At 61.9% G+C, this 21,892-nt stretch carries 20 protein-coding genes; 6 read left to right on the forward strand and 14 right to left on the reverse strand.

Annotated features, from left to right (window positions below; all coding sequences use genetic code 11):
- Positions 1-10: 10 nt before the first annotated feature.
- Together QMK47_RS10945 and QMK47_RS10950 are read right to left on the reverse strand one after the other, a co-directional pair.
- Positions 11-1,618 (reverse strand): carboxyl transferase domain-containing protein, encoded by a 1,608-nt coding sequence (locus QMK47_RS10945; RefSeq protein WP_253473131.1) that lies wholly within the window; start codon positions 1,616-1,618, stop codon positions 11-13.
- 11 nt (positions 1,619-1,629) lie between these two features.
- On the reverse strand, positions 1,630-2,793 hold the full coding sequence (locus tag QMK47_RS10950) for an isovaleryl-CoA dehydrogenase (RefSeq protein WP_014339274.1): 1,164 nt from the start codon (positions 2,791-2,793) through the stop codon (positions 1,630-1,632).
- 210 nt (positions 2,794-3,003) lie between these two features.
- Here QMK47_RS10950 and QMK47_RS10955 point away from each other — a divergent pair, with 210 nt between their 5' ends.
- A complete protein-coding gene (locus tag QMK47_RS10955) occupies positions 3,004-4,701 on the forward strand; it encodes an AMP-binding protein (RefSeq protein ID WP_320390185.1) in 1,698 nt (565 codons plus the stop codon).
- A gap of 698 nt (positions 4,702-5,399) precedes the next feature.
- Positions 5,400-5,933, forward strand: coding sequence for a hypothetical protein (locus QMK47_RS10960; protein WP_320390575.1), 534 nt, complete (start codon positions 5,400-5,402; stop codon positions 5,931-5,933).
- A 279-nt stretch (positions 5,934-6,212) separates the two neighbouring features.
- Here the strand turns inward: QMK47_RS10960 and QMK47_RS10965 are convergent, their stop codons facing one another.
- The 3 genes from QMK47_RS10965 to QMK47_RS10975 all read right to left on the reverse strand — a co-directional run bounded on the left by QMK47_RS10965 (position 6,213) and on the right by QMK47_RS10975 (position 8,783).
- On the reverse strand, positions 6,213-7,112 hold the full coding sequence (locus tag QMK47_RS10965) for a hydroxymethylglutaryl-CoA lyase (RefSeq protein WP_003199998.1): 900 nt from the start codon (positions 7,110-7,112) through the stop codon (positions 6,213-6,215).
- A 152-nt stretch (positions 7,113-7,264) separates the two neighbouring features.
- On the reverse strand, positions 7,265-7,666 hold the full coding sequence (locus QMK47_RS10970) for a MerR family transcriptional regulator (RefSeq protein ID WP_057447765.1): 402 nt from the start codon (positions 7,664-7,666) through the stop codon (positions 7,265-7,267).
- 187 nt (positions 7,667-7,853) lie between these two features.
- Positions 7,854-8,783, reverse strand: coding sequence for a LysR family transcriptional regulator (locus tag QMK47_RS10975; protein WP_003200002.1), 930 nt, complete (start codon positions 8,781-8,783; stop codon positions 7,854-7,856).
- Between the two features lie 177 nt (positions 8,784-8,960).
- Between QMK47_RS10975 and QMK47_RS10980 the strand changes: the two genes are divergently transcribed.
- The gene (locus QMK47_RS10980; RefSeq protein ID WP_018611522.1) at positions 8,961-10,190 is read left to right on the forward strand and encodes an acyl-CoA dehydrogenase; all 1,230 of its coding nucleotides are present in this window, start codon (positions 8,961-8,963) and stop codon (positions 10,188-10,190) included.
- A gap of 42 nt (positions 10,191-10,232) precedes the next feature.
- On the opposite strand, the gene QMK47_RS10985 is transcribed toward QMK47_RS10980, so the two are convergent.
- From QMK47_RS10985 to QMK47_RS11020, 8 genes are all read right to left on the reverse strand, one after another.
- Positions 10,233-11,102 carry an isocitrate lyase/PEP mutase family protein gene (locus tag QMK47_RS10985; RefSeq protein WP_018611520.1) on the reverse strand — a complete coding sequence of 290 codons (870 nt, stop codon included), beginning with the start codon at positions 11,100-11,102 and terminating at the stop codon, positions 10,233-10,235.
- A 189-nt stretch (positions 11,103-11,291) separates the two neighbouring features.
- The gene (gene astA, locus QMK47_RS10990) at positions 11,292-12,326 is read right to left on the reverse strand and encodes an arginine N-succinyltransferase (RefSeq protein ID WP_253473145.1); all 1,035 of its coding nucleotides are present in this window, start codon (positions 12,324-12,326) and stop codon (positions 11,292-11,294) included.
- A 61-nt stretch (positions 12,327-12,387) separates the two neighbouring features.
- Positions 12,388-13,404 carry an arginine N-succinyltransferase gene (locus QMK47_RS10995; protein WP_253473148.1) on the reverse strand — a complete coding sequence of 339 codons (1,017 nt, stop codon included), beginning with the start codon at positions 13,402-13,404 and terminating at the stop codon, positions 12,388-12,390.
- A 110-nt stretch (positions 13,405-13,514) separates the two neighbouring features.
- The gene (locus QMK47_RS11000; protein WP_320390186.1) at positions 13,515-14,864 is read right to left on the reverse strand and encodes an APC family permease; all 1,350 of its coding nucleotides are present in this window, start codon (positions 14,862-14,864) and stop codon (positions 13,515-13,517) included.
- A 73-nt stretch (positions 14,865-14,937) separates the two neighbouring features.
- A complete protein-coding gene (locus tag QMK47_RS11005) occupies positions 14,938-15,690 on the reverse strand; it encodes an N-formylglutamate amidohydrolase (protein WP_253473154.1) in 753 nt (250 codons plus the stop codon).
- Positions 15,674-17,026, reverse strand: coding sequence for a glutamine synthetase family protein (locus tag QMK47_RS11010; RefSeq protein ID WP_253473157.1), 1,353 nt, complete (start codon positions 17,024-17,026; stop codon positions 15,674-15,676). Before QMK47_RS11010 ends, QMK47_RS11005 begins: the two co-directional genes overlap by 17 nt.
- Positions 17,023-17,667 carry an isochorismatase family cysteine hydrolase gene (locus tag QMK47_RS11015; protein ID WP_253473159.1) on the reverse strand — a complete coding sequence of 215 codons (645 nt, stop codon included), beginning with the start codon at positions 17,665-17,667 and terminating at the stop codon, positions 17,023-17,025. Before QMK47_RS11015 ends, QMK47_RS11010 begins: the two co-directional genes overlap by 4 nt.
- Positions 17,668-17,669: 2 nt before the next feature.
- Entirely contained in the window at positions 17,670-18,524 is an 855-nt protein-coding gene (locus tag QMK47_RS11020) for a MurR/RpiR family transcriptional regulator (RefSeq protein WP_253473162.1), read from the reverse strand.
- Positions 18,525-18,823: 299 nt separating this feature from the next.
- Here QMK47_RS11020 and QMK47_RS11025 point away from each other — a divergent pair, with 299 nt between their 5' ends.
- Entirely contained in the window at positions 18,824-19,402 is a 579-nt protein-coding gene (locus QMK47_RS11025) for a histidine phosphatase family protein (protein WP_320390187.1), read from the forward strand.
- Positions 19,399-20,157 carry a precorrin-6A synthase (deacetylating) gene (gene cobF, locus QMK47_RS11030; protein ID WP_253473168.1) on the forward strand — a complete coding sequence of 253 codons (759 nt, stop codon included), beginning with the start codon at positions 19,399-19,401 and terminating at the stop codon, positions 20,155-20,157. The genes QMK47_RS11025 and cobF overlap by 4 nt, the downstream gene beginning before the upstream one ends.
- Positions 20,158-20,360: 203 nt before the next feature.
- Here the strand turns inward: cobF and ftrA are convergent, their stop codons facing one another.
- Positions 20,361-21,320: a transcriptional regulator FtrA gene (gene ftrA / locus QMK47_RS11035; protein WP_320390188.1), complete on the reverse strand. Its 960-nt coding sequence runs from the start codon at positions 21,318-21,320 to the stop codon at positions 20,361-20,363.
- A 101-nt stretch (positions 21,321-21,421) separates the two neighbouring features.
- Between ftrA and QMK47_RS11040 the strand changes: the two genes are divergently transcribed.
- Positions 21,422-21,856: a rhodanese-like domain-containing protein gene (locus QMK47_RS11040; protein WP_018611488.1), complete on the forward strand. Its 435-nt coding sequence runs from the start codon at positions 21,422-21,424 to the stop codon at positions 21,854-21,856.
- Positions 21,857-21,892 lie beyond the last annotated feature (36 nt).

Raw genomic sequence — 21,892 nt, forward strand, 5'->3', positions numbered from 1 at the left:
CATTCCCCGTTTACATCCGGAACACGCCGAAGCGGCTCGGTTCGATAGGCGCGTTCAGTGACGCAGACAAGGCCAGGCCCAGCACGTCGCGGGTCTGGGCCGGGTCGATGACACCGTCGTCCCACAGCCTGGCACTGGAATAGTAGGGGTGACCCTGTTCTTCGTACTGATCGAGGATCGGTTGCTTGATCTCGGCTTCCTGTTCGGCGCTGAAGGGTTGGCCGCTGCGTTCCGCTTGTTCACGCTTGACCTGCACCAGCACGCCGGCCGCCTGTTCGGCGCCCATCACGCCAATCCGCGCGTTCGGCCACATCCACAGGAACCGCGGGTCGTAGGCGCGGCCGCACATGCCGTAGTTACCCGCGCCGAAACTGCCGCCGATGATCACGGTGAATTTCGGCACTTTCGCGCAGGCCACGGCCGTCACCAGTTTGGCCCCGTGCTTGGCGATGCCGCCGGCTTCGTATTTCTGCCCAACCATGAAGCCGGTGATGTTCTGCAGGAACAGCAGCGGGATCCCGCGCTGGCAGGCCAGTTCGATGAAGTGCGCGCCTTTCTGCGCGGCTTCGGCGAAGAGAATGCCGTTGTTGGCCAGGATCGCGATCGGGTAGCCGTGCAAGTGGGCGAAGCCGCACACCAGCGTCGTTCCGAACAGCGCCTTGAATTCGTCGAACACCGAGCCGTCCACCAGGCGCGCGATCACTTCCCGCACATCGAACGGTTGCTTGGCGTCGGCCGAAACCACGCCGTACAGCTCCTCGCCCGAGTAGAGCGGGGTAATCGGCAGACGATGCTGCAACTCGCCCTGTTTGCGCCAATTGAGGTTGGCCACGCTGCGGCGGGCCAGGGCCAGGGCATGTTCGTCGCTGTCGGCGTAATGGTCGGCCACGCCGGAGATCTTGCAGTGCACATCGGCGCCGCCCAGGTCTTCGGCACTGACCACCTCACCGGTGGCAGCTTTCACCAACGGCGGGCCGGCGAGGAAAATCGTCGCCTGCTGGCGGACCATGATCGCCTCGTCCGCCATGGCCGGCACATAAGCGCCACCGGCGGTGCAGGAACCCATGACCACGGCGATCTGCGGGATGCCCTGGGCACTCATGTTGGCCTGGTTGAAGAAGATCCGCCCGAAGTGCTCGCGGTCCGGGAACACCTCGTCCTGGCGCGGCAGGTTGGCGCCGCCGGAGTCCACCAGGTAAATGCAGGGCAGGCGATTCTGCTGGGCGATGGTCTGGGCGCGCAGGTGTTTTTTCACCGTCAGCGGGTAGTAGGAGCCACCTTTGACCGTCGCATCGTTGGCGACAATCATGCATTCGACGCCTTCCACGCGGCCGATGCCGGCAATCACGCCGGCCGCCGGCACGTCTTCGCCATAGACTTCGTGGGCTGCCAACGGGCTGATTTCCAAAAACGGCGAGCCCGGGTCCAGCAGCCGGTTGATGCGTTCACGGGGCAGCAACTTGCCCCGCGAGGTGTGCCGTTCCTGGGCCTTGGGACCGCCGCCTTGGCGAACTTGCGCGAGCAGGGTGCGCAGGGCCTCGACGTGTCCGAGCATCGCATCGCGGTTGGCGATGAACTCCGGCGAGCGCGGGTTGAGCTGAGTGTGCAGCGTGGCCATGGTCAGCTCCGTTAGCGGGTTTCGTTGAACAGTTCGCGGCCGATCAACATCCGACGAATCTCACTGGTACCAGCACCGATTTCGTACAGCTTGGCGTCACGCAGCAGACGACCGGCCGGGAATTCGTTGATGTAGCCATTGCCGCCGAGGATCTGGATCGCGTCGAGGGCCATTTGCGTGGCGCGTTCGGCGCTGTAGAGGATCACCCCGGCGGCGTCCTTGCGGGTGGTTTCGCCGCGCTCGCAGGCCTGGGCCACGGCATACAGGTAGGCGCGGCTGGCGTTGAGCTGGGTGTACATGTCGGCGACCTTGCCCTGGATCAGCTGGAATTCGCCAATGCTCTGGCCGAACTGCTTGCGGTCGTGGATGTAGGGCACGATCAGGTCCATGCAGGCCTGCATGATCCCGGTCGGGCCGCCAGAGAGCACGACGCGTTCGTAGTCGAGGCCGCTCATCAGCACTTTCACGCCACCGTTGAGTGTGCCGAGGATGTTTTCTTCCGGCACTTCGACGTCATCGAAGAACAGCTCGCAGGTGTTGGAGCCGCGCATGCCGAGCTTGTCGAATTTGTTGCTGCGGCTGAAGCCTTTCCAGTCGCGCTCGACGATGAAAGCGGTGATGCCGTGGGGGCCCTTTTCCAGGTCGGTCTTGGCGTAGATCACGTAGGTGTTGGCATCGGGACCGTTGGTGATCCAGGTCTTGCTGCCATTGAGCACGTACTTGTCGCCACGCTTGTCGGCCCGCAGTTTCATCGAGACCACGTCGGAGCCGGCGTTCGGCTCGCTCATCGCCAGGGCACCGATGTGTTCGCCGCTGATCAGCTTGGGCAGGTATTTGGTTTTCTGTTCGTGATTGCCGTTGCGGTTGATCTGGTTCACGCAGAGGTTGGAGTGGGCACCGTAGGAGAGGGCGACCGAGGCCGAACCACGGCTGATTTCTTCCATCGCCACCACGTGGGCCAGGTAGCCCAGGCCAGCGCCGCCGTATTCTTCCGGTACGGTAATGCCCAGCAGGCCCATGTCGCCGAACTTGCGCCACATGTCGGCGGGAAACAGGTTGTCGATATCGATCTGCGCTGCTCGCGGCGCCAGTTCGGCCTTGACGAAGGCCTGCACCTGGTCGCGCAACATGTCGATGGTTTCGCCGAGGGCAAAGTTCAGGGATGGGTAGCTCATGGGACACCTTTGGCTTTTTTATCGGGTGCGGAGAGTGGCGAAATCGCTCTCACCTTTACGTTAACGTAAGCCTGCGGCGAGAGGCTGTCAATCGCCCTTTACGTTAACGTCAACTTGGGCCAGAGTAAGTGCGCTCGAACAGCTCTTACCCAACGCATCTGAGCATGAGATTCACCGCTACACCCACTAATAAAGACAAGAGGGGGCGTCATGGATCAACCCGGTTCGCATTCGCAGCACAGCTACACCCGTGGCTCCCAGGCCAAGGCTTTGCTGGCCCAGACCATCGGCGAGGTTTTCGACCAGACCGTGACGCGCTATCCGGAGGGCGAGGCGTTGGTGGTTCGCCATCAATCGCTGCGTTACACCTGGCAACAACTGGCCGAGGCCGTCGATCTGCACGCCCGAGCCTTGCTGGCGCTAGGCTTGAAAACCGGCGATCGCCTTGGCGTGTGGGCGCCCAATTGCGCCCAGTGGTGCATCAGCCAGTTCGCCAGTGCGAAGATCGGCGTCATTCTGGTCAACATCAATCCGGCCTATCGCGTCTCTGAGCTCGAATACGTGCTGAAACAATCCGGATGCCAATGGTTGGTGTGTGCCGGGGCGTTCAAGACCTCGGATTATCACGCCATGTTGCAAACGCTGGCACCCGAGCTGGCGGAGCAATCGATGGGCCACCTGCAGAGCGAACGCTTGCCGGATTTGCGCGGTGTGATCAGCCTCGATTCCCAGCCGCCGGCAGGTTTCCTGCCCTGGTCGCAACTGGCCGTCCTGGGTGCGGCGGTGACGCCTGCACAACTGGCCGAACGCCAATCCAGCCTGCGGTCCGATCAACCGGTGAATATCCAGTACACCTCCGGTACCACCGGCTTCCCCAAGGGCGCTACCCTCAGTCATCACAACATTCTCAATAACGGTTACATGGTCGGCGAAAGCCTGGGCCTGACGGCCGACGATCGGCTGGTGATCCCGGTGCCGCTCTACCATTGCTTCGGCATGGTCATGGGTAACCTGGGCTGCATGACCCATGGCTGCACCATGATCTACCCCAACGATGCCTTCGACCCGTTGCTGACGCTAAAGGCCGTGGCCGAGGAAAAAGCCACGGCACTGTATGGCGTGCCCACCATGTTCATCGCCCTGCTGGACCAGCCGCAGCGGGGCGACTTCGACGTGTCCAGCCTGCGCACTGGCATCATGGCCGGGGCCACATGCCCCATCGAAGTGATGCGACGGGTCATCAATGAAATGCATATGGCCGAAGTGCAGATTGCCTACGGCATGACGGAAACCAGCCCGGTGTCATTGCAGACCGGTCCTACCGACGAACTGGAACTGCGCGTAACCACCGTCGGCCGCACCCAGCCGCAGTTGGAAAGCAAAATTATCGATGAGGCCGGCAATATCGTCCCACGTGGTGCTGTCGGTGAGTTGTGTACCCGCGGCTACAGCGTGATGCTCGGTTACTGGAACAACCCCAAGGGCACCACCGATGCCATCGACCCGGATGGCTGGATGCACACCGGCGACCTGGCGACCATGGACGAACAGGGCTACGTGCGCATCGTCGGGCGCAACAAGGACATGATCATCCGCGGCGGGGAGAATATTTACCCGCGTGAGCTGGAGGAGTTTTTCTTCACCCACCCGGCAGTGGCGGACGTGCAGGTGATCGGCATCCCGTGTTCGCGCTATGGCGAGGAAATCGTTGCCTGGATCAAGTTTCATCCCGGCCACAGTGCCTCCGAACAAGAACTGCAAGCCTGGTGCAAGGCGCGCATCGCCCACTTCAAGACGCCGCGTCATTTCAAATTCGTCGAAGAATTTCCCATGACGGTCACCGGCAAGATCCAGAAATTCCGCATGCGCGAAATCAGCATCGAAGAACTGCGCGATAGAGAAGGCTGAGCAAGATCCCCTGTGTGGGGCTTGCTCGCGAAGGCGGTGTGCCAGGCGACATAAATGTTGGCTGTGCCGCCGTTTTCGAGCTCAAGCTGCAAGGGTAATAGCCCGACAGGGCCAACAGCCGTAGGGGGGAATATCCGTTGCTGCGGTAACGGCTGCTTAGGGTTTCGCCCTTACGGCGACTCACTTTCGAAGAGCGCGAAAGTAAGCAAAGCGCTTTTGCCCCACCACTTGGCACCTCGCCTAGGCTCGGTGTGCCCTCACTCCGGCATTGCTCCGTGGGCCCGCCGCGAAGGGCCATCCATGGCCCAGCGCGGCTATCCCGGCATCCATGCCGGGATGCCCACTCCACAATGCCTGCGTTCGGCCAGCGTGGTTAACGGGGCGCCGAGATCAACGTCCACCGCGAGGCGGCCTGATAGCCGACCTGGTTCTGGGTGACCGCATTCATCCTGTGGGAGGCTCGCTCCCACAGGTTTTGCGGTGCACATGGGCTTTGGGTCTGCTGAAGATCCAGTGTGGGAGCGAGCTTGCTCGCGATAGCGGTGGCTCAGTCACATAGATGCGGGCATGTGCACTGCTCTTGCTCTTGCTCTTGCTCTTGCTCTTGCTCTTGCCCTTGCCCTTGCTTTGGATCTTGATCTGAACGCCCCGTTAACCACGCTGGCCGAACGCAGGCATTGCGCAGTGGGCACCTCGGCATGGATGCCGAGGTAGCCGCGCTGGGCCATGGATGGCCCTTCGCGGCGGCCCACGGAGCAATGCCTTCGTTCGGGCATGCCGAGCCTAGGCGAGGCACCAAGTGGTGGGGCAAAGCGTTTTTGGTTACTTTTGGCGCTCTTCCAAAAGTGACCCGCTGTAAGAGCGGAACCGCCAGCCGCCATTACCGCAGCAACGGATATGTACTCAATCAACAAAATCCAGGCCACCTGTCAGGCCACCTTCGCAAGCAAGACCCCACAAGAAAATCCCAAACGCCAGACAGCACAAAGGGGAGCCGAAGCTCCCCTTTAATTTTGTCGTCGCGTGCTCTTTTTTTATTATTGAGGGGCGGCCTGTTGTTGTTTTTGGTAGCCGTTGCCCTTTACCGCTGTTTTTGGCGATCCCCATCCGGGATCAAGAGCAAACGTATTTTTTTGAGCGCTGATCTGCTTTTTCGCCTTGCGATCCAACCGATTCGGGAGCTACCTGAAGGTAGTTTTATTGTTCTCTGCCCGGTTGCGGGTTGCTCCTGAAAGCACCCTGAAAAGCACATCCTCTCCAAAAAAATCTGTTAGCTGCGTCTCTGCCGTGTTGTTTTTGTTATGTCAGAGTCGTTTCGTCTTGTTTTTATTGGGTTTGCTGCGTTTTTTTATTCTTGTTATGCAAGAGATATAGCAGGTGGCGTGCCAACTTTTAAAAGTCTATATAAATCAATGACTTGTATTTTTAGCTAAAAAACCTGGCGCGCCAAACCTGACAAATTGTTTCCGTGTTACTCGTTTCGCCGCTGTTACAAAGCCAGCGGTAACACCTCACTGTGCGCTGCGGGCCTTGGCGACACGCGAACCGCTAGGGCGGCCGAGGACGTCGCAGATCTGCCGACCCGCGGCGATCAGGGCGTCCAGGTCGACACCGGTTTCGATACCCAAGCCGTTGAGCAGGTACAGCACGTCTTCGGTGGCAACGTTACCGCTGGCGCCCTTGGCATAAGGGCAGCCACCCAGGCCGGCGATGGAGCTGTCGAACACCGCGATGCCTTCCAGCAGGCTGGCGTATACGTTGGCCATGGCTTGACCGTAGGTATCGTGGAAGTGACCGGCGAGCTTGTCCCGAGGCACCTCGGCGCCCACCACCTCGAACATCCTGCGGGTGGCACCGGCGGTGCCCGTGCCGATGGTGTCGCCCAGGGAGACTTCGTAGCAGCCCATGGCATACAGCTCCCGAGCGACCCACGCCACCTGTTCAGGCTTGACCGCACCTTCATACGGGCAGCCCAGCACGCAGGACACGTAACCGCGCACACTGACGCCGTGCTGCTTGGCGGCTTCCATGATCGGTGCGAAGCGCTCCAGGCTGTCCTTGATGGAGCAGTTGATATTGCGCTGGGAGAACGCTTCGGACGCGGCGGCGAACACCGCCACTTCTTTTACACCCGCCGCCAGCGCGTCTTCAAAACCCCGCAGGTTCGGCGCCAGGGCGCCATAGGTCACACCGGGCTTGCGCTGGATCTGCGCGAACACCTCGGCGGAACCGGCCATTTGCGGCACCCACTTGGGTGAGACGAAACTGCCGACTTCGATGTAACCCAGGCCGGCGGCGCTCAAGGCATCCACCAGGCGCACCTTGTCGGCGACGCTGATGGGTTGTGCTTCATTCTGCAGCCCGTCACGGGGGCCGACTTCGATCAGGCGTACAAAGGAGGGGAGGGACATGGGGATTGACCTGTAGTGAGTTGCCAAAGTATCGAGAACGATGCTGCCCCCTGTGGGAGCGAGCTTGCTCGCGATAGCGGCGCAACTGACATCATCCATGTTGACTGACATACCGCTATCGCGAGCAAGCTCGCTCCCACAGGGGGGAAGTGTTACTGGACGATTTCCTCGCCCTTGATCGTCTGCTCCAGCGCCTGGATGCAGCGTTCTTCGGCGGTGTCGAGTTCCAGCTTCATCTGTTCGATGTCCAGCAATTGCTGTTCGAGCTGTTCCCGGCGCTCGGCGATTTTCGCCAGCATGCTGTGCAGCTGTTTCTGATTGCCGCTGGAGGGGTCGTAGAGTTCGATCAGCTCGCGGCACTCGGCCAGGGAAAAACCAATGCGCTTGCCGCGCAGGATCAGCTTCAGGCTGACCTTGTCCCGCGGCGAATAAATGCGCTCCTGGCCTCGTCGCTCCGGGCTCAACAGGCCTTGTTCTTCATAGAAACGGATGGCCCGGGTGGTGATATCCAGCTCGCGGGCGAGGTCGGAGATGCTGTAGGTCTGGCTGCTCATGGACGCGCTCGAAACGAAAGGGGCTGGCGCTAAGCTAAAGGCAGGTTTACGTTCGCGTCAAGCAATGAGGTTTTGCACACAAAACCTGTGGGAGCGAGCTTGCTCGCGATGACGGCGGCACATTCAACATGAATGCAAACTGATCCACCGCTATCGCGAGCAAGCTCGCTCCCACAATTTTGATTGCCTAGACCTTGTCGAGCTTCTTCTCATGGGCCGTCACCTGCTGGCACAGCTCGATCATCTGCTCGCGCATCCAGCGGTTGGCCGGGTCCTGGTCGGTGCTTTCATGCCAGTAGAGGTGGGTTTCCACCGGCGGCACATCGTTGACGGGTAACAGGAAGGCGTGCAGATCGTGACGACGGGCAAAGCGCTCGGGGACGGTCATGACCATGTCCGTTTGTTGCAGCACCTGGGAGGCCATCAGGTAATGCTGGGAGCGCAGGGCGATTTTGCGCTGGATACCCATCTTGCCGAGGGCCAGGTCGACATAACCCAGCCCGTTGCGGCGGCTGGAAATATGCACGTGGGTCTGGGCCAGGTAATCATCGAGACTGATCTTTTCCTTGCCCGCTAACGGATGGCCCTTGCGCATGGCGCACACGTAGCGATCTTCCATCAACTTGACGTGGCGTACCTGCGGGTCGGTGTTGAGCGGTGCGTCCACGGCGAAGTCGAGGCGGCCGGCGGCCAGCTCCTTGGTGGTTTCACGGCGCTTGGAGAGGAAGCTCTCGATCGCCACGGTGGGTGCCAGGCGACGCAGGCGCTGGAACAGCAGCGGCAGGATCACGCCTTCGGTGAGGTCGGTCATGCTGATGCGGTAGGTCTTGACGGCCTGCAACGGGTTGAAGATCCGGCTTTCCTGCACCGATACCCGCAGCAGCGACAGGGCGTTGCGCACCGGACCGATGATGTTCTGGGCCATGGGCGTCGGCACCATCCCCTGGGCGGTGCGCACGAAGAGCGGGTCGTTGAAGGTCTCGCGCAGACGCGCCAGGGCATTGGACACGGCCGGCTGAGTAATGCCGACGATCTGCCCGGCGCGGGTCAGGTTGGCTTCGGTGTAGATCGCATCGAAGACAATGAAAAGGTTGAGGTCGACCTTGCTCAGATTCATGGCGCTGCACTCTTGTTCTTGGGCTTGTTGTGAGGTGCCGGGTGGCGATGAGAATCAGTGAAACATATATCGGTGATGAATGTTAATACACGCCGAGAATAGGTTAGGTAAATTTTCGTAGCTGAACTAGCATCGATTTCATGACCTAAAACAACCTCTGCCAAGAAGGTGCTGCTCATGGATTTTGCGTATTCCCCCAAGGTTCAGGAACTGCGTGAACGCGTCACGGCGTTCATGGATGCCTACGTCTACCCGGCCGAAGCAGTGTTCGAACGGCAAGTGGCCGAAGGCGACCGCTGGCAACCCACGGCCATCATGGAAGAGCTCAAGGCCAAGGCCAAGGCAGAAGGCCTGTGGAACCTGTTTCTACCTGAATCCGAACTGGGTGCCGGCCTGACCAACCTGGAATACGCGCCGCTGGCAGAGATCATGGGGCGCTCGTTGCTGGGGCCGGAGCCGTTCAATTGCTCGGCGCCGGACACCGGCAACATGGAAGTGCTGGTGCGTTATGCCAATGAAGAACAAAAGCAACGCTGGCTCGAGCCACTGCTGCGCGGCGAGATCCGCTCGGCCTTTGCCATGACCGAGCCGGACGTTGCCTCCTCGGACGCCACCAACATGGCCGCCCGTGCCGAGCGCGACGGCGATGAGTGGGTCATCAATGGCAAGAAGTGGTGGACCTCAGGGGCCTGCGACCCGCGCTGCAAGATCCTGATCTTCATGGGCCTGAGCAACCCTGATGCGCCGCGCCATGCCCAGCACTCGATGATCCTGGTGCCGGTGGACACCCCGGGGGTCAAGATCGTCCGGCCACTGCCGGTGTTCGGTTACGACGATGCGCCTCATGGGCATGCCGAAGTGCTGTTCGAGAACGTGCGGGTGCCGTACGAAAACGTCCTGTTGGGTGAAGGACGTGGCTTTGAAATTGCCCAGGGTCGCCTTGGCCCGGGCCGGATTCATCACTGCATGCGTTCCATCGGCATGGCCGAGCGCGCGCTGGAATTGATGTGCAAGCGTGCCGTCAGTCGCACGGCCTTCGGCCAGCCGTTGGCGCGCCTGGGCGGTAACATCGACAAGATTGCCGACTCGCGGATGGAAATCGACATGGCGCGCCTGCTGACGTTGAAGGCGGCGTACATGATGGACACGGTCGGCAATAAAGTGGCGAAGAGCGAAATCGCCCAGATCAAGGTCGTCGCGCCGAACGTGGCCTTGAAGGTCATTGATCGGGCAATCCAGATCCACGGTGGCGCCGGGGTCTCCAACGACTTCCCGCTGGCCTATATGTACGCCATGCAACGCACCCTGCGCCTGGCCGACGGCCCGGATGAAGTCCACCGCGCGGCCATCGGCAAGTTCGAGATCGGCAAGTACGTGCCGAAAGAAATGCTGCGTAGCAAGGGCTAGGATCTGGCCCACCACAGGCTAATCCTGTGGGGGCGAGTCCGCTTACTCCTTGACGCTCATGTACTCCTCGGCCCAGCGGATGTAGTCCTCGGGCTGGGTGTAGGTGTGGGTCAGTTCGGTGGCGCTCAGGTCCGAAGCCTGGGTGAAGATCTGCCGTTGTTCGCGAAGGCTGTCGTAGGTCGCCTTGATCGCGGCGAAATAGGCGCCGTGGCCGTCGATGGTCACGCGTACGCCCAATTCGGCCAGGCGCTTGTCGTCGCGCAGCAACGGGTTGCCATAAGTGACAAGCATCAGCGGCACCGTCAGGTTTTCGCTGATCTTCTCCAGGTGATCGAAGTCTTGCACGCCCACCATGCAAATCCCGTCCGCCCCGGCACGCTCATATTGCCGGGTGCGGCTGATGATTTCCTGGACCGGCAGAATCGCAGCGTTGGTCCGGGCGATGATCGCCATTTCCGGATCGACTCGCGCCTCCAGCGCCGCACGAATCTTGCCGACGCCTTCGGCTACGCCGATCAGGTCGGTGGATTTACGCCCGAACTGGGCCGGCAGCAAGGTGTCCTCGATGGTCAGCGCCGCGATGCCGGCCCGTTCCAGTTCGACGATGGTGCGCATCACGTTCAGGGCATTGCCGTAGCCATGGTCGGCGTCGGCAATCACCGGCAGTTGGGCCACGCGGCCGATGCGGGTGGCCTGTTCGGCAAATTCGCTGAGGGTGATCAGGGCGAAGTCCGGCGCGCCCAATACTTGCAAAGACGCCACCGAACCTCCCAGGATACCTACTTCGAAACCCAGGTCGGCGGCAATGCGCGCCGACATCGGGTCAAACACCGAGGCGGTGTGGTAGCAGGTGTTGGAAGCCAGCAATTGGCGAAAGTTACGACGCAAATCTTGATGGGAAAGCCTGGACATATGAGTTCCACCAATGGAATGGAAAGGCTTGAGCAAAAGTGTCAACGCCGAAAGACCCAAAGGCTATCACGTGGCAAGCGCAAAGATGATGACGAATGTGTATGGGTGATGCCGTTATGGCATCAAGCGAAACAACGGGCCCGCAAGGTGGGCCGCCGATGCCCTGGCGGTCAGTCGGGATACGAGGGGCTACGCCGCCACAGCCTGCCGGGCCTGCTTGAGCAATGCGACGGCCCGCACCGTATCACCCGGTTGCACTTGCAGGCGTTTGGCGGTGAGGCGATCGACGAGCAGCTTGTGGCCATGCTGGTGCGCGCGAGCGCTGGTGACGCGGCAGTTTTCCTGGCGCCGATTGTGAATCAGCCAGACCGGTGCCTGTTCGTCCGGGGTGCCAATGACCAGGGTCAGCATCTGGCTGTCGCGGACGGTGCGGATCTTCGACACCGGCGCCTCGATCACCGGGCCGCCGTCAAAGATGTCGATGTAGCCCTTATGGCTGAAACCTTCGGCGCTGAGGATCTTCAGGGCTGGCTCGGTGTTCGGGTGAGCCTTGCCGATCACCGCCCGGGCCTGTTCGGTGAGCAGGCAGGTGTACAGCGGCTGGCGTGGCATCAGTTCGGCGATGAACGACTTGTTGCCCATGCCGGACAACTGATCGGCGTAGCTGAAGTCTTTCTTGAAAAAATGCCGTCCCAGGCTATCCCAAAACGGCGAACAGCCTTGTTCGTCGGCATGGCCCCGCAGTTCGGCGATCAGTTTTTCGCCGAACAGCTGGGGAAACTCGGCCACGAACAGCAGGCGCGCCAGGGACAGCAGGCGGCCGTTGTGGCCATGGCGTTGCTCGGGGTGCAGGAACAACGAGCAGATCTCCGATTGCCCGGACATCTCGTTATTGAGGAACAGGGTCGGGATCTGCCGCTGGATCCCCAGCTCCGGCGCCGAGCTGACCGTCAGCCCGACCCGATAGTTGTACCAAGGCTCGCGCAGCCCGACCGCACCGGTCAGGGCGCTGATGCCCACCACCTGCCGATCATCGTCTTCGAGCACGAACAGGTAATCGGCGTCGGCACGTTCGACTTGTCCGGCAAAGGTCCGTTGGGCCCAGCGAATACGATGGGCCAGGCGCTCTTCGTTGGCCGGCAGGCTGGTGAAACCGGGGCCTGCGCAACGGGCCAGGTCCAGTAATGCGGGCAGATCGGTAATGGCGACCGGACGGACAATCATGCTGCAGCTCCTTCATTGTGTCGGGCCAAGCGCTGATGCGTGCCACGGGATCGAGTGAGGTTCATAGGGCAACCACCCGGATCCGCTCGCCATCCATGACGCCCAGGGCGGCCAGCATGTCGGGCGACAGGGTCACGGGGCCCTCGGCGTTGACGTCCAGCTCGGCGACGATGGCCCGGTAGTTTCCAAGACGGTCGTTGCTCACCAGGTAACGGCCCCTGGCATCGATCTGCAGGCTTTGCCGGGCCATGGCGTTCCGACTTTGCGTGATGGTACGGACGTTGGCGATACGGGCATGCAAGGTCGGCCCACCGTCGAAGATATCGACGTAGCTGTTGGTCTCGAAACCCTCGCGCGCCAGGATGTCGAAGGCTTCCTGGCCGTCGGGATGCACCCGGCCGATGCAGGCCTGGGCCGCTGGCGGCAGCATGGGTACGTAGATCGGGTATTGCGGCATCAGCTCGGCGAGAAAGGTCCGGCTCTGCAAGCCACACAGCCGTTCGGCTTCGACGTAGGGCAGGTCGAAGAAGTGCTGGCCGATGGCATCCCAGAAAGGCGACTGACCGTCCTCGCTGCTGAAACCGACGATTTCGGTGATGACCGATTCGGCAAAGCGCTGGGGATGGGCGGCGATGAACATCAGCCGGGCCCGGGACAGCAGCTCCGATTCCGGCGTGCGCACCCGCTTGGCGTCGATGTGGAAGCCACGCAGCAGCGTCTGTCCGTTGAGGTCCTGGCACAGTGACAGCGCGGGCACGCCATGCTGGATATTCAGCTCCCGGGACTCGCTGGAAAACGGCCGGTTGCGCAGGCTGTAGAACGGTTCGTTGTAACCGGTACTGGAGAGAATTTCCGAACAACCGACCAGGCGCGCGGATTCCAGGTCCTCCAGGACAAAGAAATAATTCTCCGCGCCAGGGCCCTGCACATCGGCCTCGAACGAGGCGCACGAGTCGAGGATCTTTTCCTCCAGGCGCGCGGTATCGTCCGGCAGCGACGTGACACCCACCAGGCTGTCACGGGCCAGTTGTTGCAGTTGCGGCAGATCGGTTAATTGAACTGGACGTAAGGCCAGCATGGATTGCACTCCTGTTCCAGAGAGCCCGGTGACCAGCACCGGGCTTGACGATCACTGTCGATGTCCACGCGTTGTAACCACGGTTGGCCGAATCATTCGACCGCCGGCCCTCACTGACCGGCCGGATCGGGCACGGCGCTAGGGTTGCCGAATTTGTTGAGCACACACAGGTAGATCACGCCCGCGGCGATCCAGATCAGGCCGAGCTTCTGCGCAGCCACGCCCATGTTGTACATGATGGCCGCGACGATCACGAAGCCGACCAGTGGGCAAATCAAGTGGCGAATCAGTTGGCCGGACTGCTGGCGGCGCCAGTAGTGGTTGATGACGGTGATGTGCAGCAACATGAAGCCGCTCAGGGCGCCGAAATTGACCAGGGAGGTGAGGGTGTCCACGGCGTCGATGAACAGGTAGCAGATCAACAGCGACAGCACCGCCACCAGGTAGATGCTCAAGTACGGGGTGTTGTGTTTCGGATGGACCTTGGCGAGCATCTTGGGCAACTGGCCGTCCCGTGCCATGCCGAACAGCAGGCGCGACACCGCCGCCTGCGAAGTGATCGCCACGGCCACGCCCCAGGCCAGGGCCGTGGCAACCGCGGTCAAGGTGGCCAGCCAACCGCCAGCTGCCAATTCGGCGATTTCATAGAATGCGGTGTCGGCGGACTTGAAACCCATGCCGGCGGCCAGGTCCGTGGCGATCCAGGTCTGCACCACGAAGATCGCCCCCATCACCAGCAAGGTCACCAGGGCTGCCTTGCCGACGCTGCGGCCCGGGTCGCCCTTGATCTCTTCGGCCAGGGTGGAAATGGCGTCGAAGCCCAGGAACGACAATACCGCGATGGACACGGCTTGCATCAGCAGGGCGAAGTTGAAGTGTTCCGGGCTGTACAGCGGCGCCAGGGTCAGCTGGCCGTTACCGGCCCCGCCGTGCAGGGCGTTCCAGGCGTAGAACAGGAAAATCCCCAGCACCACCAGCTGCGCCAGCAGGAAAATGATGTTCATCCGCGCGGTGAAGGTGATGCCCCGCAGGTTGACGAAGGTCGCGCTTATCAGGAAGGCCAGGATGAAACCGACCTTGGGGATGTCCGGGTACAAATGGTTCAGCGCCATGGCGGCGTAGACATAGAGCAGCGGCGGGATCAGCAGGTAGTCCAGCAGCATCAGCCAGCCGGCAATGAAGCCGACGTGTGGGTTAAGGCCCCGTTGCGCGTAGGAATAGACCGAACCTGCCACCGGAAAGGCCCGGGCCATGCTGCCGTAGCTCAAGGCAGTAAACAGCATCGCCACCATGCCGATGATGTACGCCAGCGGCACCATCCCCGGTGCCTCGGCGTTGACATAGCCATACACGCCGAACGGGGCGATGGGGATCATGAAAATCATCCCGTATACCACCAGGTCTGTCAGCGACAGGCCGCGTTTCAATTCCTGTTTGTAGCCAAATGCCTCAATGCTCATGAGCCGTTTTCCTTTTCAGCTGTGTGGGTTGCTCTTGCTTGCTGTCTGTCGCTGGAAACTTGCCGCTGCCGCGCTACAGCAGGGGCGCCAGGTAGGCGCTCCAGGTTCGCACCGCTTCGGGGCTGCGCAGTTGGTCGTTGCGCACTTCGATCAACACCGAATCCAGGCCGCGGCCATCGCCGTGCACTGGAACCGTCACGTCGGTCAGGGGGTTGATCTTGTAGGGCTGGTTGCCCGCTGCCCGCAGCGAATGCCGGCCCAGCCCGTCGACGATGTGCTGGGCGTATTCCTTGGCTTCGCCGAACAGCACGCCCGCTTCGAGGGCGCGCGGCTGGCCATAGAACACCGGGGTGAAACTGTGGATGCCCACCACGCGCACCAGTCGGTTGGCGGCCAGGCGCTGGTCGATCAACGCCCGCAACCGATCATGGAAGGGATGGAACAGGCGCTGCTGGCGATATTCGCGAGTAGCTTCGTCCAGGGCATGGTTACCCGGAACCTGGTAGATCTCACTCTGGGCCGGAATGCTGTCGGGCACGTGCAGCGGGCGGTTGAGGTCGATCAACAGCCGTGAGTAATTGGCCGACAGCAACGTTGCGCCGAGGGTTTCGGACAGGCGTTCGGCCAAGGCCAGGGCCCCGATGTCCCAGGCTATGTGCTCCTGGGAGGCCGTTTCATCCAGGCCCAGGTCGTTCAGCGCATCGGGAATGAAGCGGCTGGCGTGTTCGCACACCAGCAGCACCGGGTGTTCGGACTCCTCCCGGGCCAGTCGGTAGGGTGGCCTGGTGTAGAGGCCCGATTCAGCACACTCAATAGATTCGTGCATAGTGCTCACAACGCTCGGCAGGTGACAGCGCCTCGGTCAAGGCCAGCTCCTGGGCCTTCAAGGCGAAGTAGGTTTCGACCAGCGGGCTGGGCAGGGTCTCGAGCAGCGCCCCGCTGTGGCGCAGGCAGTCCAGTGCCTGGGCCAGGGTTGTCGGCAGGGCGATAATGCCACGGGCACGACGTTGTGCTTCATCCAGCTCATCGGGTATTTCATCGGTGACAGCGTTCAATGCCAGCCGTTGCTGGATGCCCAGTCGCCCGGCAATCAGCAGTGCCGCCATCGCCAGGTGCGGCGAGGCGGTGGCGTCCATGGCGCGGAACTCCAGGTTGTACTGGTTCGCCAGCGGTTTGCCGCTCAGGCTCACGGTCGGGCAGATGCGCAGCGCCGCTTCGCGGTTGCGCTGTCCCAGGCACGCATAGGATGCGCTCCAGTGATGAGGTTGCAGGCGCTCGTAAGACACCGGCGTCGGCGCAGTCAGCGCACACAGTGCAGGCAGATAGTGCAGCACACCAGCGGCCCAATGCTGGCCGAGGCTGGACAAGCCATTACTGCTGGCGGCGTCATGCAGCACCGGGTCCGCGCTCAGGTCTTGCAGGCTCAGGTGTAAATGCACGCCGTTGCACACGGCGTTTTCCGCGGTCTTGGGGGCGAAGCTCAGGTCCAGGCCCATTTGCCGGGCGATCTCGCGGGTGATTTCCCGGACGTTCACGGCCCGGTCGGCGGCGGCAACGCCCAAAGTCGGGCGGCAGGTGATTTCGTATTGATGCTGGCCATATTCCGGCAGGAACATTTCCGGCTCGACACCGCCGGCCCGCAGGGCACTGAGCAACCACCCGGCGAATTCGGCCTGCCGGCGCTGGGCCTGGAGGCTGAAGGCCGGGCGATCAGGCTGCGCAGGCGTGGCAAGCAGGTTGAATTCATGCTCGAACGCAGCGAAAACCTGCAAGCCCAGTTCGGCGCGATAACGCTCCACTTCGTCCTGCAGCAGCGTGCGCGGGCAAGCACTCCAGGGCCGGCCGTCGGTCTCCCGAATGTCGCAATGGATGAAGTCGAGGGCGGGCGCCTGGGCGTCAGGGCCGTTGTTGACGGTCACCCGACTGGACAGGTCCGGCACCAGCCGCAGGTCGCCATAGGCGCCCCAAGGGTTGGTCGAAGCGATGATGTCCTGAGGCGTCAGTGCGCTGTTGGCCGGCACCCAGCCACAGCCAGCGGTGACGTAGTGGGGCAATTCATCAGTGGGAAACGAGCGCCCACGGGTCACGCCGATCAGGTCGGTGGTCACCAGGGTCGTCACGGGCAACGGGGCGAGGACGGCGGCAGGATCGAGGCGACTCATGGCTGCATCTCCTGCAAACGCGCGAGCACGGTGTCGGTATCGGTGATCCAGCAATAGCCCTTGATCGCGTTCAGGCACGCCAGGTGCCGTTGTTCGGTGTAGGTGGCGCAGGCATCTTCCACCAGCGTGACCAGGTAGCCGCGATCGGCGGCGTCGCGCACGGCCATGTCGACGCACTGGTCGGTGACGATGCCGGCGACGATCAAGTGGCGGGTCTGCAGGTTGCGCAGCACGTAATCGATGTTGGTGGAGTTGAACACCCCGGAGGAGGTCTTGGGCAGCACGATTTCGTTTTCCAGCGGCGCCAGTTCGGCAATGATCTGCGCCTCGGGGCTGCCCTTGGGCAGGTGCATGTCCGACAGCTTGTGATCCAGGGAACGGTCGCGGCCATCGGCGGTGAGGCTTTCGATGTGGGTGTGCAACACGTTGTGCTGCCCTTCGCGCATCGCGTTGAGCAAGCGCTGCTGGTTGGGAATGACCTGCTGGCGGGCCCGCTGGATGAAATACTCGGCCTCGCGGGTGTGCAGGTGGGCATCGAATTGCGGTTCCAGCCAGGCGCGTTGCATGTCCACCAGCAGCAAGGCGGTGTGCTGGCAGGTGAACGGCAAATCCCGGGGCGAGCGGTGGGGGAGCGAGAACATCCTTATTTTTCCTCCAACAGGTGCGTGTTGAATTCCGTGCGCAAGGCATCGATGCCTTCCAGGCGTTCGGCCAGCTCGGGGCATTGCAGGGTCAGGCAGGCAATCAGCGCCTCGACCTGGGCCAGCGCCGGCACGAGGCTGTCGAAGGCCGAGATCGATTCCACCGGGGCGCTGATGATCAGGTCGGACAGCTCGCGCAATGGCGAAGCGTAGACGTCGCTGAACAGCACGACCCGGGCGTGCCGCTCCTTGGCCGCGCTGGCCACGCGCAGGGCCTGGGCCTGGTAGCGGCGGTAATCGAAGATCAGCACCACATCCTGGCGCTGCACGTCGAACAGCCGGTCAGGCAGTTGGGCGTTGTCTTCCAGGGCAAAACAACCGGCGCGCAACAGTCGCAAATGGTTGAGCAGGTAGTGGGCCAGGAAGCTGCTGAAGCGCCCGCCGAAGCAATGCACCTGATGGCGGCTGTCGAGCAACCACTGCACGAGAATGCGCACGTCTTCGGGTTGGGTCAGGGCCTGGGTGTCGTTGAGGTGGCGTTGACTGGCGGCCAGGTACTGGCTCCAGGTATCGCCTTGCTGCAATTTGGCCCGCGGTTTCAACAGGGTGCGGGGGGAGCGCAGGCGATGGTCCATGTCACTGAGCAGTGCATCCTGGAATTCGGCGTAACCGCCAAACCCGAGTTTTTTCACCAGCCGCACGATAGTCGGGTCGCTGACGCCGGCATGGTCCGCCAGGCGTGACATCGGGCCGAGGCCGTTGCGTGGGTAGTGATCGAGCAGGGCACGTACGACCTTGCGTTCCGACGGCGTCAAAACCAGGCCGGGATCGGTGATCAGGTCTCTGAGAGGTGGCATCCGTGCTCCTTGCCAGGATGGGTGTTGAATTTCTTTCATAACTCCTGAAAACAGTATTTATGTAGCTGGTGCTACATGTCCAGTGGTTTTTACGTTCCGTTTAAAATGCTCCATTATTGTGCGAAACCCTTGTAGGAGTTGGTCCCGGCTGGGTAGACCGGGTATGTCAGTTGATGCTTCTGACGATGTCGGACATAACGCCTTTTTGTCTCACTTATTTGATTTCGTATAAGGTGCTGTACAACTAAGTGCGTGAATATCCCGCCCGTGCGACCCTTCCGATTGCCTGAGAATCCAGTGTGCAAACCACTCGTCTGACCTTGATCTGCCACGCCCGCACCGCCGCCCAGAAGCAGGCGCGCTTTGGCCTGGACGAACCGCTGGACGCCGACTGGCTGGCACGCCGCGCGCAGATCGAGCACCACTACCGAAATGTCCGGCAACTGCTGTGCGGGCCGGAACTGCGCACGCGCCAGACCGCCGCCTTGTTCGGCGACGAGCCCGAGCAGGACCTGGCCCTGGCCGATTGCGATCTGGGACGCTGGCGCGGGTTGTCCATCGATGAGTTGCTCCAGGCTGAACCGCAAGCCCTGCAGAGTTGGCTCGACGATGCCGAGGCGGCTCCCCATGGTGGTGAATCTGTCGCCCAGTTGTGCCGCCGTGTCGGGAGTTGGCTGGCCAGTCTGGAAAACCGGCCCGGACATCTGCTGGCCGTCACCCACCCCTTCGTGATCCGCGCAGCCCTGGTGAATGTATTGGGCTGCCCGGCCGCCACATTCAACCGGATCGACATTGAACCGTTGTCCACCCTCGAGTTGCGTTTCAACGGTGTATGGCGATTACGCACCCAGGGACCTGACCAGGAGTCGCCGCGATGAAGACGTTGTCAGTCATCGGCATTGGGGCCGGCGATCCGGATCAGCTGACGATGCAGGCAGTGAAAGCCTTGAACCGCCTGGACGTGGTCTTTCTCATGGACAAGGGCCCGGCCAAGGACAAACTGTTGGACCTGCGGCGCGAAGTCTGTCGGCGCTACATCGTTGATCGCACCTACCGTTTCGTCGAAGCCTACAGCCCGGAACGCCAACGCGGCGGCCTGGACTACAAGGACAGCGTCGAAACATTGAACCGGGCTAAACAGGCCACCTTCGAACGCTTGATCAATGAAGAACTGTCCGACGGTCAACGGGGTGGTTTTCTGGTATGGGGCGATCCGGCGTTGTACGACAGTACCGTGCGCATCCTGCAGGCGATCCTCGATGCGGGCCGCTGCGCCTTCGAATTCGAGGTGATCCCCGGCATCACCAGCGTCCAGGCCCTGGCCGCCCGGCATAAAGTACCGTTGAACAGCATTGGCGGTTCGCTGGAAATCACCACCGGACGCCGGTTGGCGGCGGGGCAGGTGGGCGACGCGGCGAGTGTGGTGGTGATGCTCGACGCCGAGGACGCCTATCGCCAGGTGAGCGATCCCGAGACGCAGATCTACTGGGGGGCCTATGTGGGGACGCCGGATGAAATCCTTATCGCCGGCCGCCTGGGGGATGTGGCCGATGACATCGAGCGCACCCGCAAGGCCGCGCGCAAGGCCAATGGCTGGATCATGGATACTTATTTGTTGCGCAAGCCTCAATGATGCTTGCGCATCACCTTGCTCCCGCTGGGCTCTGTAGGAGCTGGCGAAGCCTGCGATCTTTTGATCTTTCGCTTGAGATTCAAGTGTTTGGGGAAAGATCGCAGCCTCGTTGCACTCGACAGCTCCTACACAGCTCCTACACAGCGCCTACGGCCCAGCGGGAGCAAGCTCCCTCGCCACGGGGGTTCATAACCCCGGCATCTTTACCCCCGCCCAAACCGCTCCCGATACACCGACGGCGCCAACCCCACGACGCTGCGAAACGCCACGCGAAAGCTTTCCACCGAGCGGTAGCCGCACAGTTGCGCGATGTTGTCGGTGTTGTCCCCGGTGCTTTCCAGCAACTCGCGGGCCCGGGCCAGGCGTTCATGTTGCAGCCAGGCCTTGGGCGACACGCCGCAGGCCTGGGTGAAATGGCGCAGGAAGGTGCGTTCGCTCATGGCCGCCTGGCTGGCCAGTTCGCGCACGCCGAGAGGTTCGTGCAGGCGTTCGCGGGCCCATTGCATGACACTCGACAGGTCGCTGCGTGGCGTGCGGCTGACCGGTGAGGGAATGAACTGCGCCTGGCCGCCCGTGCGTTGCGGCGACATCACCAACCGGCGTGCCACGCAGTTGGCGACCTGGACGCCATAGTCCCGTGCCACCAGGTGCAGGCAGGCATCGATACCGGCGGCGCTGCCCGCCGACGTGATGACCTGTCCTGAGTCGACGTACAGCACATCCGGGTCTACTCGCACGGCCGGAAAGCTTGCGGCCAGTTCGTCGGTGTAGCGCCAATGAGTCGTGGCGCCCAGGCCATCGAGCAGCCCGGCGGCGGCGAGTACGAAGGCGCCGGAGCAGATCGACAGCAGGCGCGCACCACGGGCGTGGGCCCTGCGCAGTGCCTCGAACAACGCCTGGGACGGTGGCTCGCTGCGGTTGCGCCAGCCTGGCACGACAATGGTCCGGGCGGTTTCGAGCAGTTCCATGCCGCCATCGGCCAAAACCTGGAAGCCGCCCATGGCGCGCATCGGGCCGTCATCGACCGCGACGATCCGATGCGTGTACCAGGGGAAATCGAATTCCGGTCGCTCCAATCCGAAGATCTCGACGGCGACACCGAATTCGAAAGTACACAGGCCGTCGTAGGCGAGGATCGCGACCAGACCAGGGTTAGGCTGCATTTGGCGGAAAATTCCCACAGAGTGTCTTGTGCGCCACTTTAGCGGTAAGCATCGGGGGGATAAAGTCTCTTCACGCCTTATCTATCCTGGAGTACACGCCCATGACCAGCCTGGTTCGCGAAGTGCCTGCTGCCCCCTCCGATATCGCCCTGCAGCATTTCAGCCGTCGCCTGACATTCGAAACCGATTGTTCCGACGTTCATGCCAGCCAACAGGCCGGCAACATCGATTTTGTGCTGGTGGATGTACGCGGACCACTGGCCTACGAACGCGGCCACGTTCCCGGGGCGATCAACCTGCCAACCCGCACACTCACCGCCCAGGCACTGGCCGCCTATGCCAAGACCACCCTGTTCGTGGTGTATTGCGCCGGCCCGCATTGCAATGGGGCGAACAAGGCGGCAGTGCGCCTGGCAACGTTGGGATACCCGGTCAAGGAAATGATCGGCGGCGTCATGGGCTGGCTCGATGAAGGCTTTCGCCTGAGCGGCACAGTGGAGCGCATGGCGGACGAGGCGATCAGCTGCGACTGCTGATTTTGCGCCATAAGCAGATTGAAAACAGGCTTTTGT

The organism is Pseudomonas sp. P9_35 (assembly GCF_034008205.1).
GTDB classification, from domain to species: Bacteria; Pseudomonadota; Gammaproteobacteria; order Pseudomonadales; family Pseudomonadaceae; genus Aquipseudomonas; species Aquipseudomonas kilonensis.

Excerpts from the sequence above, each read along its gene's own strand:
- QMK47_RS10945 (WP_253473131.1), bottom strand. The coding sequence starts at position 1,618 with ATGGCCACGCTGCACACTCAGCTCAACCCGCGCTCGCCGGAGTTCATC.
- QMK47_RS10950 (WP_014339274.1), bottom strand. The coding sequence starts at position 2,793 with ATGAGCTACCCATCCCTGAACTTTGCCCTCGGCGAAACCATCGACATG.
- QMK47_RS10955 (WP_320390185.1), top strand. The coding sequence starts at position 3,004 with ATGGATCAACCCGGTTCGCATTCGCAGCACAGCTACACCCGTGGCTCC.
- QMK47_RS10960 (WP_320390575.1), top strand. The coding sequence starts at position 5,400 with ATGGATGCCGAGGTAGCCGCGCTGGGCCATGGATGGCCCTTCGCGGCG.
- QMK47_RS10965 (WP_003199998.1), bottom strand. The coding sequence starts at position 7,112 with ATGTCCCTCCCCTCCTTTGTACGCCTGATCGAAGTCGGCCCCCGTGAC.
- QMK47_RS10970 (WP_057447765.1), bottom strand. The coding sequence starts at position 7,666 with ATGAGCAGCCAGACCTACAGCATCTCCGACCTCGCCCGCGAGCTGGAT.
- QMK47_RS10975 (WP_003200002.1), bottom strand. The coding sequence starts at position 8,783 with ATGAATCTGAGCAAGGTCGACCTCAACCTTTTCATTGTCTTCGATGCG.
- QMK47_RS10980 (WP_018611522.1), top strand. The coding sequence starts at position 8,961 with ATGGATTTTGCGTATTCCCCCAAGGTTCAGGAACTGCGTGAACGCGTC.
- QMK47_RS10985 (WP_018611520.1), bottom strand. The coding sequence starts at position 11,102 with ATGTCCAGGCTTTCCCATCAAGATTTGCGTCGTAACTTTCGCCAATTG.
- astA (WP_253473145.1), bottom strand. The coding sequence starts at position 12,326 with ATGATTGTCCGTCCGGTCGCCATTACCGATCTGCCCGCATTACTGGAC.
- QMK47_RS10995 (WP_253473148.1), bottom strand. The coding sequence starts at position 13,404 with ATGCTGGCCTTACGTCCAGTTCAATTAACCGATCTGCCGCAACTGCAA.
- QMK47_RS11000 (WP_320390186.1), bottom strand. The coding sequence starts at position 14,864 with ATGAGCATTGAGGCATTTGGCTACAAACAGGAATTGAAACGCGGCCTG.
- QMK47_RS11005 (WP_253473154.1), bottom strand. The coding sequence starts at position 15,690 with ATGCACGAATCTATTGAGTGTGCTGAATCGGGCCTCTACACCAGGCCA.
- QMK47_RS11010 (WP_253473157.1), bottom strand. The coding sequence starts at position 17,026 with ATGAGTCGCCTCGATCCTGCCGCCGTCCTCGCCCCGTTGCCCGTGACG.
- QMK47_RS11015 (WP_253473159.1), bottom strand. The coding sequence starts at position 17,667 with ATGTTCTCGCTCCCCCACCGCTCGCCCCGGGATTTGCCGTTCACCTGC.
- QMK47_RS11020 (WP_253473162.1), bottom strand. The coding sequence starts at position 18,524 with ATGCCACCTCTCAGAGACCTGATCACCGATCCCGGCCTGGTTTTGACG.
- cobF (WP_253473168.1), top strand. The coding sequence starts at position 19,399 with ATGAAGACGTTGTCAGTCATCGGCATTGGGGCCGGCGATCCGGATCAG.
- ftrA (WP_320390188.1), bottom strand. The coding sequence starts at position 21,320 with ATGCAGCCTAACCCTGGTCTGGTCGCGATCCTCGCCTACGACGGCCTG.
- QMK47_RS11040 (WP_018611488.1), top strand. The coding sequence starts at position 21,422 with ATGACCAGCCTGGTTCGCGAAGTGCCTGCTGCCCCCTCCGATATCGCC.